The sequence below is a fragment of the Pyramidobacter sp. CG50-2 genome (assembly GCF_003612005.1).
GTDB lineage: Bacteria > Synergistota > Synergistia > Synergistales > Dethiosulfovibrionaceae > Pyramidobacter.
Genome location: NZ_RAWT01000021.1, coordinates 1 through 16,567 on the forward strand (window position 1 = coordinate 1; position 16,567 = coordinate 16,567).

Consider the following 16,567-nt stretch of genomic DNA (forward strand, 5'->3'; position numbering starts at 1 on the left):
GGGAGCAACGTCATCGGCGATAAGGCTTACGGTTCGCAAGCCATCAGAGAGTACATTACTTCTCGGGAGGGAAGTTACACTATCCCGCCGAAGAGCGATAATCCCGAACCGTGGTTTATAGATGAGCATGTTTACAAGGAACGACACTTGGTTGAATGTTTCTTTCAGAAAATCAAATGGTTCCGTAGAATTTTCACCCGCTATGACAAACTTGACGCTTCGTTTTTCGCTTTTGTTCTTGTTGCTGCCAGTGTTATTTTATTGAAATAATACAAGCTGAAATGTTTTTTAAACAAGCCCTAATTTCGATAACATCGCTTGTCTTTCATGAACTCCAGACGGCGCTCCGCTTTCGCTCGTTTTTCGAAAACAGGAGCGGCCGTTTCGTTTGACGGGAAAAACGCAAACGCCGCCGTTTGTGTGGAAATAATTTTCTGAGTAAAGGGAAAGGAGAACCACATGCTCAAGTACACGTTGCGAAGGCTTATTCTGCTTGTTCCCGTGCTGGCGGGGGTAGCGCTGCTGGTCTTTACGCTGCTCTACATCACGCCCGGCGATCCGGCGCGCATGGCTCTGGGAGAGGACGCGCCGCAGGAGGCGGTCGAGCAGTTCCGCAAAAATTACGGGCTTGACGATCCGTTTTTCGTGCAGTTCGGGCGCTACTGCTACAAGGCGCTGCTCCACGGCGACATCGGCAATTCCTACGTCACGAAGTCTTCGGTGAGCGAGGAGATCATGACCCGCTTCCCCACCACGTTGAAGCTGGCGTTTTGGGCGGTTGTGCTCGGCGTGGCGCTGGGGCTGCCGTTCGGCATCATCTGCGCAATCCGACAGTATTCGATCTTCGACTCGGTCTCGATGGTTCTGGCGCTGATCGGGGTGGCCATGCCCAACTTCTGGCTGGGGGTCCTGCTGATCCTGCTCTTCTCGGTCAAGCTGAACTGGCTGCCGCCTTCCGGCTTCACGACGTTCGCCGAAATGGCGATGCCCGTCTTCACGCTCTCGGGCGGCACGCTGGCCGTGATCACGCGCATGACGCGTTCCAGCATGCTGGAAGTCATCAAGTCGGATTACGTGCGCACGGCGCGCGCCAAGGGGCAGCGCGAGTCGGTGATCATCTGGCGCCACGCGCTGCCGAACGCGCTGATCCCGATTTTGACGATCGTCGGCATGCAGTTCGGCGGCCTTCTGAGCGGCGCGATCCTGACGGAAACGGTGTTTTCCATTCCCGGCGTCGGCCGTCTGATGGTGGAGTCGATCAAGATGCGCGACTTCCCCGTGGTTCAGGGCGGCGTGCTGTACATCGCGCTGGTTTTCTGTTTCATCAATCTGGCCGTGGATCTTCTGTACGCTTGGGTCGATCCGCGCATCAAGGCAAAGTACCGCTAGGAGGGCCTTTTCGATGCTTCTCAAGAAAAACAGCATGCTGCGTCTGACGCTGGTGCGTCTCAGAAGAAACCATCTGGCCATGATCGGCCTGGCGATCGTGCTGACGCTGATCTTCGTGGCCGTTTTCGCCGATTCCATCGCGCCGTTCAAATATTCTCGCCAGCATCTGCGCGAAACGCTGCAGGCGCCGAACGCCAAGTATCTGCTGGGTACCGACGAGTTCGGGCGCGACGTTTTGAGCCGTCTGATCTACGGCGCCCGCGTTTCGCTGCAGGTCGGGCTGGTCGCCGTTTCCATTTCGCTGCTCGTGGGCGGCTCGCTGGGAGCCGTCGCCGGCTTTTACGGCGGCAAGCTCGACAATCTGATCATGCGCCTGATGGACGTGCAACTGGCCGTGCCTTCCACGCTGCTGGCCATCGCCATCGCGGCGGCGCTGGGGCCGGGGCTGTTCAATCTGATGATCGCCGTCGGCATTTCCTCGGTGCCGCGGTTCGCTCGATTACTGCGCGCCTCGGTGCTTTCGGTCAAGGAGATGGAGTTCGTCGAGGCGGCGCGGGCCATGGGCGCCAGCGATTTCCGCATCATCGTGCTGCATATCCTGCCGAACTGCTGCGCGCCGCTGATCGTCCAGGCGACGCTGAGCGTCGCCAACGCGATCCTGTCCTCGGCGTCGCTGAGCTTCATCGGCCTCGGCATCCAGCCTCCCTATCCCGAATGGGGCGGCATGCTGTCGAGCGCCCGCGACTATCTGCGCAGCAGCCCGTATCTCAGCATGTTCCCCGGCATCGCCATCGTCGTCACGATCATCGCCCTGAACTTCATCGGCGACGGGCTTCGCGACGCGCTGGACCCCAAGCAGAAACGATAAACGGAGCGTAAAACATGGCAGACTTTCAGAAAAAACTTCTCGATATCCGCGATCTGACCGTTCAGTTCGACACCGACTCCGGCGTCGTCCACGCCGTCAACCATCTCAACATGCAGCTGGAAGAGGGCAAGGCGCTGGGTTTCGTCGGCGAGACCGGGGCCGGAAAGACGACGACCGCGCTGGCGGTCCTGCAGCTGATCCAGTCGCCTCCCGGCGAGATCACCAGCGGCGAAATCTGGTTCAAGGGGCAGAACGTGCGCGAGATGACGGAAGCGGAGCTGCGCAACATGCGCGGCCGCGAGATCGCCATGATCTTCCAGGATCCGATGACATCGTTGAACCCGATCATGACGGTGGAAGAGCAGATCATGGAGATGATCTCGCTCCACTCCGACCTCAAGGGCAGCGAAGTCCGCGAACGGGCGCTGGAAATGATGCGTCTCGTCGGTATCCGTCCCGAACGCGCCAAAGACTATCCGCACCAGTTCTCCGGCGGCATGCGCCAGCGCGTCGGCATCGCCATCGCTCTGGCCTGCAAACCCAGTCTGCTGATCGCCGACGAGCCGACGACGGCGCTCGACGTGACGATCCAGGCGCAGGTGCTGGAGCTGATCAAAGACCTGCAGAAACAGGTCAAGACTTCCATGCTGCTGATCACTCACGACCTCGGCATCGTCGCGGAAACGTGCGACAGCGTCGCCATCATGTACGCAGGGCATCTTGTGGAATACGCGGACATTCAGCATCTGTACGGCAATCCGCTGCACCCTTATACGCAGGGACTGTTCAACGCAGTCCCCGATCTGGAAAGCCCGATCGGCGAAAAGCTCGCCGTCATTCAGGGGCTTCCGCCCGATCCCACAAATCTGCCGTCCGGCTGCAGCTTCTCGCCTCGTTGTCCCTACGCTCAGGAAGAATGTCTCGAAAAACCCTGCGGCATGAGGGAAATCGAGCCGGGCCATTTCATCGACTGTTATTTCCCGCATCGATACGAGGGAGGTTCGCGCGCATGATCGGCACAATCGAAAAGACAGACCCCATCGTCGAGGTCAAACGCCTGAAAAAATATTTCCAGGTGTCGGGCGGTCTGCTTCACGCCGTGGACGACGTCACCCTCTCCATTCCCCGCGGCAAGACCCTGGGGCTGGTCGGCGAATCGGGCTGCGGCAAATCGACGCTCGGGCGCGTGGTGATCGGCCTGATCAGCGCCACCGGCGGCGAAATCTTCTTCAACGGCAAGGACTCGCTCAAGTACAATCCTGCCGAGCGCGCCCAGTTCCGCAAACACGCGCAGATCGTCTTTCAGGATCCTTTTTCCTCGCTGAACCCGCGCATGACCGTCTCGCAGCTGATCGCCGAGCCGATGGTGATCAACAGGGCGTATTCGCACCGCTCCGAGCTGGATCACAAGGTCAAGAAGCTGATGGATACGGTCGGTCTGGCGGAACGCCTGATCAACTCGTTCCCGCACGAGCTGGACGGCGGACGCCGCCAGCGCATCGGCATCGCCCGCGCCCTAGCGCTGGATCCCGAGTTCATCGTGCTGGACGAGCCCGTGTCGGCGCTGGACGTGTGTATTCAGGCCCAGATCCTCAACCTGCTGGGCGAGCTGAAAAAGGAGCGCGGCTACACCTATCTGTTCATCTCCCACAATCTCAGCGTCGTGCGCTACGTTTCCGACGAGATCGCCGTGATGTACCTCGGTCAGGTCGTGGAGAAGGCCGACAATCTCAATCTCTTTAAGGATCCCGTGCATCCCTACACGCAGGCGCTGCTCTCGGCCATTCCCGTGGCGCGCCTGAACCGCAAGAAGAACCGCATCCTTCTCGAAGGCGACGTGCCCAGCCCCGTCAACCCGCCGCAGGGCTGCCGCTTCGCCGGACGCTGCGCGTACCGGCAGGACGTCTGCACAGAACAGACGCCGGAGCTGCGGGAGATCGAGCCGTCTCACTTCGTCGCCTGCCACTTCGCGCGGGATCTGCGGCCTCACGCCTGACGGCATGAGCACGCTGCCGCACGGTCGGGATGCCGGCGATGCCGCGCTGCGGTGGTTCGTCGGCGTGCCGCTGGGGACGAATCCGTTGATCCTGCTCGATTTCATCACGCTGCTGGCGATCGCCTGGGTCGTTTCCTGGGGAGCGCTGGTGGCGACGCAGTTCGTCCTCGGCGGATACGTGGACGTTTCGCATTACAAAGGCGCCGCCGTCGTCGCGTCCTATCTTTCGCTGATCTTCATCGGCTTTTACGGCGTGATCTGCTTCATCATCACGCGCAATCGCTACGCGGCGCTGTACCGCTGCGACCGCGCCGCCATTCTGTGTGAAAACATGCGCTGCGCCCCCCGGGCTTTGGAACGCCAGCTGCTCCGTTTCGCGCCCTATCCGATCGAGCCGGTACGCGCTCCCATCCGCAGCGTGGAACGCCGGGCTTTATGGAAAGACGTGACGAAGGTGCGGAAGATCGACGACCTGCGCGTGATCGTCCTCAAAGGAAAACGCGGCACATTGATGCGGGTGTACTGTCCCGACGGGAAAATTTACGCCGAGGCTCTGGCGTTTGTCGCAGAGCGGACGGGCATCGCTGCCGCATAGGCGCGCGGGAGTTTTTTCAAAAGGGTTTTACCTTGCCGGCATGGGCCGGCAGGGCGTTTCATCAGCTTGATCACTTTGAAAGGAAGTGTGTTTATGAAGTTGAAGAGGTATTCCGTTTTGTGCGCCGTACTTGCGTTGGGTCTGATGTTCTGCGGGGCGGCTGCGGCCGTTCCCGAGGACACGATCACGGTGGGCATGGCGGCCGACGCCAAGTCGCTGGATCCGCAGATGACCAACGACACCACGTCGAGCACTTACATGATCCAGATGTACGAACCGCTGATCGAGATCGGCAGCGACAAGAAGCTGCTTCCCTGTTTGGCCGAGAGCTGGAAACAGCTCGACGATCTGACCTACGAGATCACGCTGCGCAAAGGCGTCAAGTTCCACAACGGCGCCGAAGTGACCGCCGACGACGCCGTGTTCACACTGAACCGCATGACCACGCCTGCGGCGGCGGCAGTCAAGTCCTACGGCGCGAATATCGACGCCTCAGGCCTGAAAGTCGTCGACCGCTACACGTTCCAGGTGAAGGCAAGTTCTCCGATGGCCGGCTTCCTGTCCTATCTGACCCATTCGTCGGCCTATATCCTCTGCAAGGCTGCGGTCGAAGCCGCCGGGGACGATTACGCCAAGCACCCGATCGGCACCGGCCCCTTCAAGTTCGTGGAAAAGCTCAAGGGCGACCACGTATCCTACGAGCGTTTCGAGGACTACTGGGGAACCAAGCCTCGCTACAAGAATCTGCTGATCCGCACGATCCCCGAGGCCACCAGCCGCGTCATCGAGCTCGAGACCGGCAACGTCGACATCGCTTACGGCATTCCCAACAACGACTTCAAACGCCTGCAGGACGAAGGCAAAGTCGCCGTGTACAACAAGCCCGGCCTTTCCATCACCTACATGGGCTTCAACACGCAGACGCCCCCGTTCGACAACCCCAAAGTCCGCAAGGCCATCACCATCGCCATCGACCGCGAGGGTGCCCTCGACGTCGTCTACAAGGGACTGGGGCGCGTGCCCACCAGCCCGCTGATCCCCGTGAACAATTATTTCCCCGATCCCGTGCCGGTGGAATACGATCCCGACAAAGCCGAAAAAATGCTTGAAGAGGCCGGCGTCAAGGATCTCGAGTTCACCATCTACACCAACGAGAACAAGCAGCGCAAGGACTACGCCGAAGTCATCCAGGCCATGCTGGGCGACCTGGGCATCACCGTCAAGATCCAGGTCCTCGAGTGGGGCACGTTCCTCGAACTGCTCAAGGCCGGCAAACTGCCCGTCTTCATGATCGGCTGGGCCGCCGACAACGTCAATCCCGATCCCGACGCCTACATCAAGGCCGCCATGCACTCCAAGTTCGCCGGCCCCTCCAACCGCGTCTGGCTGAAGGACGCGCTGGTCGACGAGCTGCTCGACAAGGGCACCGTCACGCCCGACGGCCCGGAGCGTGCGGAGATCTACAAGGAATTCTGCGACCGCGTCAACGAGTTGAACCCCTGGTGCTATCTGGCCATCGCCGACACGCTGTACGGCGCGAACAAGAACCTGAAGGGCGCGGAGAACTTCTACCGCGGCTCGATCAACCGGTTGGACCGCGTTTATTACGAATAAGATTCACTGGCAATAAAATCAGGCGTCGAGACTCTTCAGTTTCGGCGCCTGATTTTACAGAATTCATGTCGCATTGGACGATCAAAGGAGGAAAAAAACATGAACGTGAAACGTCTCAGAACATCATTCTTCGCGCTTCTTTTCGTGTTTCTGCTGACCGGCGGCATCGCCGCGGCGGAAAAGGGGCGGCTGGCCGTCGGAATGCCGGCGGACGCGAAGTCTTTCGATCCGCAGATGACCAGCGATACGGTTTCCAGTACTTATATGGTTCAGCTTTACGAGCCGTTGTTCGATTTCTCCCGCGACAAGAAGCTGATCGGCTGCCTCGCCGAGAGCTGGAAAAAGCTGGATCCTCTCACCTACGAGATCACTCTGCGCAAAGGCGTCACGTTCCACAACGGCGACGAGCTGACCGCGGAAGACGCCGTTTTCACATTGCACCGCATGACGACGCCCAAAGCGGCGGCCGTCAAAGCTTACGGCGCAAACATCGACCCCGACGGATTCAAAATCATCGACCGCTACACCTTCCAAGTCAAAGCGACGTCCCCCATGGCGGCCTTTCTCTCTTACCTGAACCACTCTTCCAGCTACATCATGAACAAAAACGTTGTCGAATCCGAAGGCGACAATTACGGCCGGCATCCGATCGGCACAGGCCCATTCAAGTTTGTGGAGATGCTGAAAGGCGATCACGTTTCCTTCGAACGTTTCGACGACTATTGGGGCGTCAAGCCGCGCTTCAAAAGCCTGATCATGCGCACCATCCCCGAACCCGCCAGCCGAGTTATCGAGCTTGAGACAGGAAACGTCGATCTCATCTACGACATCCCCAACAGCGACTTCAGGCGTCTTGAAAGCGAGGGAAAAGTCAGGGTATACCATAATCCCGGGCTGGCGCTCACCTACATGGGGTTCAACATGCAGATGCCTCCTTTCGACGACCCGCGGGTCCGCCGCGCCATCACCATCGCCGTCGACCGCGAAGCCGCTCTGAACGTTGTCTATCAGGGACTTGGCGTCGTGCCGACCAGCGTTCTGCTGCCGATCCACAACTATTTCCCCGAACCGGCCGCCCCGGAATACGATCCGGATAAGGCGCGTAAGTTCCTCGAAGAAGCGGGCGTGCCCAATCTTTCGTTTACCCTTTACACGAACGAAAGCAAGCAGCGCCGCAACTACGCGGAAATCATTCAGTCCATGCTCGCCGACGTCGGCGTGACCGTGCAGATCAACGTGCTCGAGTGGGGGAGCTTCCTTGAACAGCTCAAGAACGGCAATCTTCCCGTCTTCATGATCGGTTGGGGTTCCAGCGTCAATCCCGATCCGGACGCCTACATCAAGACCGCCATGCACTCGCGTTTTGCCGGTTCGACGAACCGAGTCTGCTTGAAGGACAAGGAAGTGGACGAACTTCTCGAACAGGGAGCCGTGACCGAGGACGGGCCGGAGCGCGCTAAAATTTACGCGCGTCTCTGCGAACGCATCGACGAACTGAATCCCTGGTGCTGTCTGGCGATCGCCGACACGCTCTACGGGACCAACAAGGATCTCAAAGGCGCAGACGGATTCTATCACGGCACGCTGAACCCGCTGAACAGCGTTTTTTACGAATAACCGCTATCTCCGGAACCGTACGCGAAGCAAAATTCGGCTGTTCCGCCGACGGGGGCGAGCTGCGAAAAAATCCCGCTGGTCATTTTGATCAGCGGGATTTTTCATGTAGAATATTCTGCAGAAAGACATGAACGGCAGCAATATATGCGGCAAGACAAGAGCATCCGAGAATCTTCGTGTCGTCCGAGTATAAAATGGCGTTCGCATCATGGAGAACTTTGCGGGAGGAAAAAATGGATCTGGGCAGAGACAATATCGTCAAGCTGATATTTTATCATTCCGTGCCGGCGACGGTAGGTATGCTTGTCAATGCCGTCTACAACTTGGCGGATAGGATCTTCATCGGCTATGCCGTTGGCGCGGAAGCTTTCTCGAGTATGAGCGTCGCCAGCGCGGTCTTTTTGGTGCTGCAGGCTTTCGGAACCTGGATCGGCATTGGCGCGGCTTCCTTGATTGCGATCAAAATGGGAGAAAAACGGCCGCAGCGGGTCGAAGAGCTGATCGGCGGTGCGCTGGTCACTCTGACGACGACCTCGGCCGTCGTCTTCTTGGGCGTATCCGCATTTCTTGACGACGTGCTGTATTTTTTCGGCGCCAGCGGCAGCACCATCCCTTACGGCAGAGAGTATCTGATCGTGATCGCGTGGGGGTTGCCGTTCATGATAACGGGCACGGGGCTGTACCACATAAACAGGGTGATCGGCTATCCGACGGAGGCGATGCTGTTCACAGCTGTCAGCGCGCTGCTCAACGTTCTCCTCGATTTCGTCTTTCTCTTTCCTTTCGACATGGGGATCGGCGGCGCGGCGCTGGCCACGGTGATTTCGCAGTTCATCCTGTTGTTGTGCCTGCTGCGGCTCTTGCTGAAAAAGACGACGGCATACGGCGTCCGTCTGAAAAATTTAAAGTTACGATACCGCGACGCGCTGGATATCTACATAGCTGGGCTCTCCACGTTTTTCACCCAGGTCGTTTCTTCGCTGATCGCCGCGGCGGCGAACAATCAGCTGCTGCGCTATGAAAACTATTTCGCGGTCGGCGCTTACGGCGCTATCAACATCACGTATTCCGTCGTTCTGATGCCGGTTTTCGGGATCGGACAGGGCAGTCAGCCGATTATCGGCTACAACTATGGAGCGAAATTTTACGCGAGGGCAAGAGAAGCTCTTTACAAATCTCTGCTCCTCGCCTTTCTCATCGGTATAGGCGGCTGGCTGCTCTTTCATCTCCAGTCAGTGGAAGTGATGTCGGCCATCACCAACGGGGACGGACGGATCATGTCTTACGCCGCGGACGGTCTGGAAAAATTGACGCTGCTGTTTCCTCTCGCCACCGTCCAAGCGGTCGGACAGGTGTATTTTCAGTCGATCGGAAAGCCGAAGAAGACGCTGCTGCTCAGCGTGCTTCGCCAAACCGTCTTCTTGATCCCGATGCTTTACATCCTGCCGCAGTTCTGGGGGACAGACGGCGTCTGGTACGCCATTCCCGTCGCGGAGTTCCTTTCTTTGCTTTGTACGGGATCCTTTATTGCTGTGGAAAATTATCGGATGAGAAAATACTTGGGCTAAAAATCTGTTCAAAAAACTCTGCCGCAGATCAGCCGACTTTCGGCACGATGCGGTCGTTCAGGCGCAGGCCCCAGACGGTTCCGTCTTCGCTGAAGCAAGGGCGCAGCTCGGACACGGCGAAGCCGCTGCGCAGCAGCGCCATGCGGCCGCGCACCATGCGAACGTTCGCCGGTTTGCCGTCGTTGAGGGCGGAAATGCCGCTGCCGTCCCTTTCGATGACGACCTCCGCGCCTTCGCCGGAGCGGTAGCGTCCGCAGGCGGCCTCGATGACTTCCGGCTCCCAAGGGCAGTCGGTCCAGAGGTCTTCCGGCTGCGGCTCCCAGCCGGCGGCGATGCGGAGCAGCGCGTCGGCGATCAGCGAGACGGGGACGTTCTGCGTGTTGCACAGCACGACCGCGCCGCGTTCGAGTTCCGGCGACCAGGCGATGTGCGAGGAAACTCCCGGCAGGCTGCCGCCGTGGCGGTACACCGTGAGGTCGCGCATGAAGCCGACGCTCAGTCCGTAGCCGTAGAACTGATGATGCTTCGCCGCCACGCGCGGGCTTACCATGTTGCGGACGCTCCGTTCCGCGACGATCGCGCCCGCTTCGCCGCGGCCGCCGTTGAGATACATGCGCAGATACTTTTTCATGTCGCCCAGCGTGGATTTCATCGCGCCGCCGCCGTTGAGGACGAAGGCATTGCGGTAAAAGTCGAGGTCGCCTTCGCTCACGCCGAGATCGTCGCTGTACAGCAGCGACGTGTCGGCGTCTTCGGCGGGACGCAGGAACTCGCAGGTGCTCCGGCTCATGCCGAGCGGCCCGAGGATGCGGCGTTCCACGTAGCGGGCGTACGATCCTTCGCCGCCGCGGCGGCGCACGATGTCGCTGAGGATGCCGTAACCGTCGTTGCAGTAGCTCATGTATTCGCCGGGGCGTCCCAGCCGCGGCGCCGGCGCGTCCAGCCCTTTTGCTACCTGTTCGACCGCCGCTTGGGCGACACGGTCGTCGTAAGCCGTTTCCTGCGAGCGGGGATCGACACCCAGTCTTTTCAGGAGATCGGGCAGCAGCGCGCGCGGCATGGGGAAATAGCCGCCGCTGTGGCTGAGGAAGTGCGCCACGCTCACGGGCGCTTGCCCGCCGTTTTTGAATTCCGGGCAGTAGGCGGACGCCGGCGCCCGCAGATCGACGAGCCTTCGCTCCGCCAGCTGCATCAGCGCCAGCGCGGTGAAAGACTTGGTCACCGAGGCCAGGCCGAAGATCGTGTTCTCGCCAACGGGCAGGCGGCGCGCCGCGTCGCGGAAGCCGAAAAATCTCTGATAGGCCGTACCGCGCCGATCGACGACGGCGACGGCAAGGCCGCGGGCGCGATGAGCCGTTATGATTTGTTCCGCATAGTCGCAGAAAGCGGACTCTTTTGTCCGAAAAGGATCTGTCATCGATGATTCTCCTTGAGAACGTAAATTTTGAGGCGTGAAAACGGCCTTATTATAAACGAAGCGGGGCAAAACAGACGGCCAAGAGTCCCGTTCAGCCCGCCTTTGGGCGGCGGCTCGCGTGCCGGATAAAAAATACGCTGCGGAAGGGGGACAAAGCGACCCTTTCGCAGCGTATTTTTGTCGCCGCACGGTCAATGGCCGGCGGCGCTTTTTTCGCCGATGGAGGCGGCGATGTCGTTGGCTTCGGCGTCTTTGCCGAAGACGTAGACCATGAGGATGCGGCCGCGGCTTTCCAGCACGCGGACGTTGACCGGCTCGCCGTTCTGGACGAAATCCAGGCGCAGCGAGCCTTTTTTGTCGCGGCGGATGTCGTTCTTTTTCACGCCCACCGCGTCGGCCAGATTTTCGGCCACGCTCTTGACGGTGCCGCTCCGGGTGGTGGCGGCCTGATCGACGATGACGGCCGCGCTTTCGTTCTGATTATAGATCAGGACCTGTTCGCCCTGTCTGAAGGACCAGCCGTCGGGGATCTCGACCGACAGGCCGTAGAAATTGACGCTTGTCGCCGGCAGAGGACGCGCGGCCGACAACAAGAACAGCATCGTCAGCAGGGCGACGCTCGACGCCGATATTTTTTTCATGAAGACGGACCTCCTTTGCCGCCGGGGGACTTACGGACGCTCCCGGGAATCACGCTCTGATTCTAGCAGACGAAAAATGCCCGCACATGAGAGAAAACAACAATTCTTTGGACGGCTGGGGGCCGTCGTCGTTCGTTTTCTCTCTCGCGTCTTTTCGGCAGCGCGAAATACAATACTGAAACTTGAACTGTCTTTTTCCCTCCGCATGTTTCTTTTTGCTCTTTTGAGGTGGATTCGAGGGAATTTTTATTGTAGAATGAGAAGTCATGATATGCAGTTTCAGCCCGGGGAATTTGGTGAAAGACCAAAGCGGCCCCGCCACTGTGAGCGCGCTGCGCGCGAGTCAGGATACCGGCCTGAAACGGGGGGAACAGAGAGCGAATCTTGCGCGGGCGGGATTTCGCCGCGCAAGCGCGTTCTCTTCGCTGAATTTTTTCCGACAGCGGGGAAACGGGCAAAATTTTCAGCGTCAGGGAGGATTTGATTCATCATGGAAAAAGACCAGCAGAAATCTGCGCCGATCACTCCTGTCACCTTTGACGAGTTCAAAGTCCCCACGTACGAGGAGTGGAAGCAGGCCGCCGAAGTGGCTCTGAAGGGGGCGCCCTTCGACAAAAAAATGTTCACGAAGACGTTCGAAGGCATCACGCTTCAGCCCATCTACACGGCCGAGAACGTCGCGGATCTGAAAGACTGCCATGCCTTTCCCGGAGCGCAGGACTTTTTGAGAGGCGTCAAGAGCGCGCCGCAGCACGATCGTCTCTGGGAGATCGCCCAGGGCGTCGATGCGCGCTGCCCGCGCCAAGCCGGCGAACTGGCCGCCGAAGAACTGAAAAGGGGCGCCACGGCCATCCACCCGGTGCTCGATTACTCCAGCACGCACGGTATGGACGTTCCCGCCTGCGAGCGTCGCGGCGTCAGCATCTGCGCGCTGGAACATCTGGAAAAGTTTTTCGCCGCCGCCGATCCGAGCGAGCACGAGCTGCACATCGCCGCCGGCGCGTCGGCCCTGCCGATGCTGGGCATGATCGCTGCCTGGTGCGAAAAGCACGGCGTCGCGCTTTCCAGCCTGAAAGGCTGCGTCGGCGCCGACCCCGTCGGCTCGTTGGCCCGCGACGGTTCGCTGAGCCGCTCGCTCGACAGCTTGTACGATGAGATGGCGCAGACGCTGCTCTGGGCCGAGAACCATCAGTGCGCGCTGCGCACGATCCTGATCCGCGGCAGCATTTACGCCAACGCCGGAGCGTCCGCCGTCCAGGAGACGGCCTGCGCGCTCGCCGACGCCGTCGCCGTGATCCGCGCCATGTCGGAGCGCGGCATTGCCCCCGACGCGACCGCCCGCCATCTTCGCTTCGAAGTCGGGCTCGGCGCCAACTTCTTCATGGAGATCGCCCGCCTGCGCGCCCTGCGCGTGCTCTGGGCGCACGTGGCGCGCGCCTTCGGCTGCGAGGGCGAGAGCGCCAAGGTCAACGTGTTCGCCGAGACCTCGCCGTTCACCGCGACGGTCTACGATCCCTACGTCAACATCCTGCGCACGTCCACGCAGGCCTTTTCGGCCGCCGTGGCCGGCGTCGACGCCATGAACGTCAACTGTTTCGACTGGGCCGTCCGTCCCGCCACCGAGCAGGCGCGGCGCATCGCCCGCAACCAGCAGATCATGATGCAGACCGAGTTCAACTTCGACGCCGCCGTCGACCCCGCCGGCGGTTCCTGGTACGTGGAGACGCTGACCCGCCAGGTCGAAGACCGCGTCTGGGAACTGTTCCAGAAAATCGAATCCGAAGGCGGCCTCGTCAAGGCGCTGCAGTCCGGCCTGATCCAGAACGAGATCGGCGCCGTGCTCGCCGACCGCTTCAAGAAGCTCGCCACTCGCGCCGAACGCGCCGTCGGCAACAACATGTACGCCAACATGGCGGAAACGCCGCTCGACGTGCCCGCAAGCGACCTGGCCGAGTTCAAGGCCGCCCGCGAGGCCAAAGTGGCGGAGATCAAAGAACGCCGCTGCCCCGACTGCCTCGCCAAGGCGCTGAAAGACGTGGCCGAAAGCGCCAAATGCGGCAAGGGCGGCCAGGTCGTCCACGCCGCCGAGGCGTTCGCGGCCGAGGCGCTGCTGTCCGATCTGTGGAAAACTCTCGACGCCGCCGGGCCGTGCGAACTCAAAGTCGCGCCGCTCGAACTGCACCGCTGGACCGAACAGTACGAAGCGCTGAGGAAGCGCACCGAAGACTACGCCGCCACAACCGGCGGCAACGTCAAAGTTTTCCTCGCCAACATGGGCCCCATCCCGCAGCACAAGCCGCGCGCCGATTTCAGCACGGGCTTCTTCGAGGTGGCTCGCTTCGAGGTGCTGAAGAACGACGGCTTCGAAACCGTGGAGCTGGCCGCCGAGGCCGCCGCGAAAAGCGGCGCCGACGCCGCCGTGATCTGTTCCACCGACGCCACCTATCCCGAACTGGTACCGCCGCTGGCCAAGCTGATCAAGGAGAAGCGCCCCGACATGACCGTGTTCCTCGCCGGCGCGCCCGCGCCCGAGTTCAAACAGAGCTATCTCGACGCCGGCGTCGACGATTTCATCCACGTGAAAGCCAACTGCCTCCAGGTCCTCACCGCCATGCAGAAGAAAAAGGGGATGTGCTAGACCATGTATCAGAATCCTGATTTCACCAAGATCGCTTTCAAGGAAGAGAGCCGCGCCGAGTCGCGTCAGGACTGGGAAGCGCGCGTCCTCAGGGAGACGGGCCGTTCCGTCTCCGAACTGTGCACGCGCACCATGGAGCAGATCGACGTCAAGCCGCTCTATACCGCCGACGACTACGCCGGCATGCATCACCTCGGCTCCATGGCCGGCATCCCGCCGTTCCTGCGCGGGCCGTATCCCACCATGTACGTCGCCCGTCCCTGGACGGTGCGCCAGTACGCCGGTTTTTCCACGGCCGAGGAGTCGAACGCGTTCTACCGCCGCAATCTCGCCGCCGGACAGAAGGGGCTTTCCATCGCTTTCGACCTGGCCACGCACCGCGGCTACGATTCCGACCACCCGCGCGTCGTCGGCGACGTCGGCAAGGCCGGCGTGGCCGTCGATTCGATCCTCGACATGGAGATCCTCTTCTCCGGCATCCCGCTGGGGCAGATGTCCGTCTCCATGACCATGAACGGCGCCGTGCTGCCCGTCATGGCCTTCTACATCGTCGCCGCGCAGGAACAGGGCGTCGACATGAAAGTCCTGAGCGGCACGATCCAGAACGACATCCTCAAGGAGTTCATGGTGCGCAACACCTACATCTACCCCCCCGCGGCCTCCATGCGCATCATCGGCGACATCTTCGCCTTCACCTCGCGCAACATGCCCAAGTTCAACTGCATCTCCATTTCCGGCTATCACATGCAGGAAGCCGGCGCCACCGCCGACATCGAACTGGGCTACACGCTGGCCGACGGCCTCGAGTACATCCGCACCGGCATGAAGGCCGGGCTGGGCATCGACGATTTCGCGCCGCGCCTCTCCTTCTTCTGGGCCATCGGCAAGAACTACTTCATGGAAGTGGCCAAGATGCGCGCCGCGCGCATGCTCTGGGGCAAGATCGTCAAACAGTTCGACCCCAAGAACACCAAGTCCATGGCGCTGCGCACGCACTCGCAGACTTCGGGCTGGAGCCTGACCGCCCAGGATCCCTTCAACAACGTCACGCGCACCTGCGTCGAGGCCATGGCCGCCGCGCTCGGACACACCCAGTCGCTGCACACCAACGCCCTCGACGAAGCCATCGCCCTGCCCACGGATTTTTCCGCCCGCATCGCGCGCAACACGCAGCTCTACATCCAGGACGAGACAAAGGTCTGCAAGGTCATCGACCCGTGGGGCGGCTCCTACTACGTGGAAGCCCTCACCGACGAGCTGATCCGCCGCGCCTGGGCGCACATTCAGGAAGTCGAAAGCCTCGGCGGCATGGCCAAGGCCATTGACACCGGCCTCCCCAAGATGCGCATCGAAGAGGCCGCGGCCCGCCGCCAGGCCCACATCGACTCCGGCAACGAAAAGATCGTCGGCATCAATTACTTCCCGCTCGAGAAGGAAGACCCGCTCGACATTCTCGACGTCGACAACACCGCCGTGCGTCAGGCGCAGATCGCGCGCCTCGAAAAGCTGCGCGCCGGCCGCGATCCCGAAAAAGTGCGGCAGTGCCTCGACGCCATCACCCACGCCATGGAAAGCGGCGAGGGCAACCTGCTCGAGCTGTCCGTCGAAGCGGCCCGCGCGCGCGCGTCGCTGGGCGAAATTTCCTTTGCCATCGAAAAAGTGTGCGGGAGGCACAAAGCCGTGATCCGTTCGATTTCCGGAGTGTACAGCAGCGAATTCGCCGACGACGAGGTGATCAAGGAAGTCCGTCAGATGACCGACGACTTCGAGAAGCGCGAAGGGCGCCGCCCCCGTATCATGGTCGCCAAGATGGGACAGGACGGCCACGATCGCGGCGCCAAGGTGGTCGCCACCGCCTATGCGGACATGGGCTTCGACGTCGACGTCGGGCCGCTGTTCCAGACGCCGGCCGAGACCGCTCAGGACGCCGTGGACAACGACGTCCACATCGTCGGCATGAGCTCGCTGGCCGCCGGCCACAAAACGCTGCTGCCGCAGCTCGTCGAAGAGCTGGAAAAGCGCGGCCGCGGCGACATCATGGTCGTTGCCGGCGGCGTCATCCCGGCGCAGGACTACCAGTTCCTGTACGACCACGGCGCCGCCTGCATCTTCGGCCCCGGCACGGTCATCCCCGCCGCTGCCCGCGAGATGCTGCAAGTGTTGAACAAGCGTCTTGCCGCCCAGGAAGGAGCTTCGCAGTAAAGCTTCCTCCGGCCGAAAAGGA

The 16,567-nt window shown here is 60.8% G+C and carries 13 protein-coding genes and 1 riboswitch; of the genes, 11 read left to right on the forward strand and 2 right to left on the reverse strand.

The window, feature by feature from the left end; genetic code table 11:
- The 9 genes from D7D26_RS05825 to D7D26_RS05865 all read left to right on the forward strand — a co-directional run.
- Window positions 1–270, forward strand: a 270-nt coding sequence (locus tag D7D26_RS05825) for a transposase (protein WP_147413033.1), incomplete at its 5' end; no start/stop codon positions are given.
- A gap of 189 nt (window positions 271–459) precedes the next feature.
- Window positions 460–1,389 (forward strand): ABC transporter permease, encoded by a 930-nt coding sequence (locus D7D26_RS05830; RefSeq protein WP_078015541.1) that lies wholly within the window; start codon window positions 460–462, stop codon window positions 1,387–1,389.
- A 13-nt stretch (window positions 1,390–1,402) separates the two neighbouring features.
- Window positions 1,403–2,257, forward strand: coding sequence for an ABC transporter permease (locus D7D26_RS05835; protein WP_078015540.1), 855 nt, complete (start codon window positions 1,403–1,405; stop codon window positions 2,255–2,257).
- Window positions 2,258–2,271: 14 nt separating this feature from the next.
- The gene (locus tag D7D26_RS05840; RefSeq protein ID WP_078015539.1) at window positions 2,272–3,270 is read left to right on the forward strand and encodes an ABC transporter ATP-binding protein; all 999 of its coding nucleotides are present in this window, start codon (window positions 2,272–2,274) and stop codon (window positions 3,268–3,270) included.
- Entirely contained in the window at window positions 3,267–4,253 is a 987-nt protein-coding gene (locus D7D26_RS05845; protein ID WP_120372399.1) for an ABC transporter ATP-binding protein, read from the forward strand. The genes D7D26_RS05840 and D7D26_RS05845 overlap by 4 nt, the downstream gene beginning before the upstream one ends.
- Before the next feature lie 4 nt (window positions 4,254–4,257).
- Complete coding sequence (locus D7D26_RS05850; protein WP_120372400.1) at window positions 4,258–4,848, forward strand: hypothetical protein; 591 nt, start codon at window positions 4,258–4,260, stop codon at window positions 4,846–4,848.
- Window positions 4,849–4,941: 93 nt separating this feature from the next.
- Window positions 4,942–6,462, forward strand: coding sequence for an ABC transporter substrate-binding protein (locus D7D26_RS05855; protein WP_233543476.1), 1,521 nt, complete (start codon window positions 4,942–4,944; stop codon window positions 6,460–6,462).
- 99 nt (window positions 6,463–6,561) lie between these two features.
- Complete coding sequence (locus tag D7D26_RS05860; protein WP_120372402.1) at window positions 6,562–8,079, forward strand: ABC transporter substrate-binding protein; 1,518 nt, start codon at window positions 6,562–6,564, stop codon at window positions 8,077–8,079.
- Window positions 8,080–8,312: 233 nt separating this feature from the next.
- Window positions 8,313–9,647, forward strand: coding sequence for an MATE family efflux transporter (locus D7D26_RS05865; protein WP_158606283.1), 1,335 nt, complete (start codon window positions 8,313–8,315; stop codon window positions 9,645–9,647).
- Window positions 9,648–9,675: 28 nt separating this feature from the next.
- On the opposite strand, the gene D7D26_RS05870 is transcribed toward D7D26_RS05865, so the two are convergent.
- Both D7D26_RS05870 and D7D26_RS05875 read right to left on the reverse strand, forming a co-directional pair.
- Complete coding sequence (locus D7D26_RS05870; protein ID WP_120372404.1) at window positions 9,676–11,064, reverse strand: serine hydrolase domain-containing protein; 1,389 nt, start codon at window positions 11,062–11,064, stop codon at window positions 9,676–9,678.
- A gap of 191 nt (window positions 11,065–11,255) precedes the next feature.
- Entirely contained in the window at window positions 11,256–11,705 is a 450-nt protein-coding gene (locus D7D26_RS05875; protein ID WP_120372405.1) for a hypothetical protein, read from the reverse strand.
- Window positions 11,706–11,919: 214 nt separating this feature from the next.
- A riboswitch (cobalamin riboswitch) is annotated at window positions 11,920–12,079 on the forward strand.
- 116 nt (window positions 12,080–12,195) lie between these two features.
- Here D7D26_RS05875 and D7D26_RS05880 point away from each other — a divergent pair.
- On the forward strand, window positions 12,196–14,343 hold the full coding sequence (locus D7D26_RS05880) for a methylmalonyl-CoA mutase family protein (protein ID WP_120372406.1): 2,148 nt from the start codon (window positions 12,196–12,198) through the stop codon (window positions 14,341–14,343).
- 3 nt (window positions 14,344–14,346) lie between these two features.
- Complete coding sequence (gene scpA / locus D7D26_RS05885; RefSeq protein ID WP_120372407.1) at window positions 14,347–16,545, forward strand: methylmalonyl-CoA mutase; 2,199 nt, start codon at window positions 14,347–14,349, stop codon at window positions 16,543–16,545.
- Window positions 16,546–16,567: the final 22 nt, after the last annotated feature.

What these genes read in the sequence shown, in the direction of transcription:
- D7D26_RS05830 (WP_078015541.1), top strand. Translation starts at nt 460, where the DNA reads ATGCTCAAGTACACGTTGCGAAGGCTTATTCTGCTTGTTCCCGTGCTG.
- D7D26_RS05835 (WP_078015540.1), top strand. Translation starts at nt 1,403, where the DNA reads ATGCTTCTCAAGAAAAACAGCATGCTGCGTCTGACGCTGGTGCGTCTC.
- D7D26_RS05840 (WP_078015539.1), top strand. Translation starts at nt 2,272, where the DNA reads ATGGCAGACTTTCAGAAAAAACTTCTCGATATCCGCGATCTGACCGTT.
- D7D26_RS05845 (WP_120372399.1), top strand. Translation starts at nt 3,267, where the DNA reads ATGATCGGCACAATCGAAAAGACAGACCCCATCGTCGAGGTCAAACGC.
- D7D26_RS05850 (WP_120372400.1), top strand. Translation starts at nt 4,258, where the DNA reads ATGAGCACGCTGCCGCACGGTCGGGATGCCGGCGATGCCGCGCTGCGG.
- D7D26_RS05855 (WP_233543476.1), top strand. Translation starts at nt 4,942, where the DNA reads ATGAAGTTGAAGAGGTATTCCGTTTTGTGCGCCGTACTTGCGTTGGGT.
- D7D26_RS05860 (WP_120372402.1), top strand. Translation starts at nt 6,562, where the DNA reads ATGAACGTGAAACGTCTCAGAACATCATTCTTCGCGCTTCTTTTCGTG.
- D7D26_RS05865 (WP_158606283.1), top strand. Translation starts at nt 8,313, where the DNA reads ATGGATCTGGGCAGAGACAATATCGTCAAGCTGATATTTTATCATTCC.
- D7D26_RS05870 (WP_120372404.1), bottom strand. Translation starts at nt 11,064, where the DNA reads ATGACAGATCCTTTTCGGACAAAAGAGTCCGCTTTCTGCGACTATGCG.
- D7D26_RS05875 (WP_120372405.1), bottom strand. Translation starts at nt 11,705, where the DNA reads ATGAAAAAAATATCGGCGTCGAGCGTCGCCCTGCTGACGATGCTGTTC.
- D7D26_RS05880 (WP_120372406.1), top strand. Translation starts at nt 12,196, where the DNA reads ATGGAAAAAGACCAGCAGAAATCTGCGCCGATCACTCCTGTCACCTTT.
- scpA (WP_120372407.1), top strand. Translation starts at nt 14,347, where the DNA reads ATGTATCAGAATCCTGATTTCACCAAGATCGCTTTCAAGGAAGAGAGC.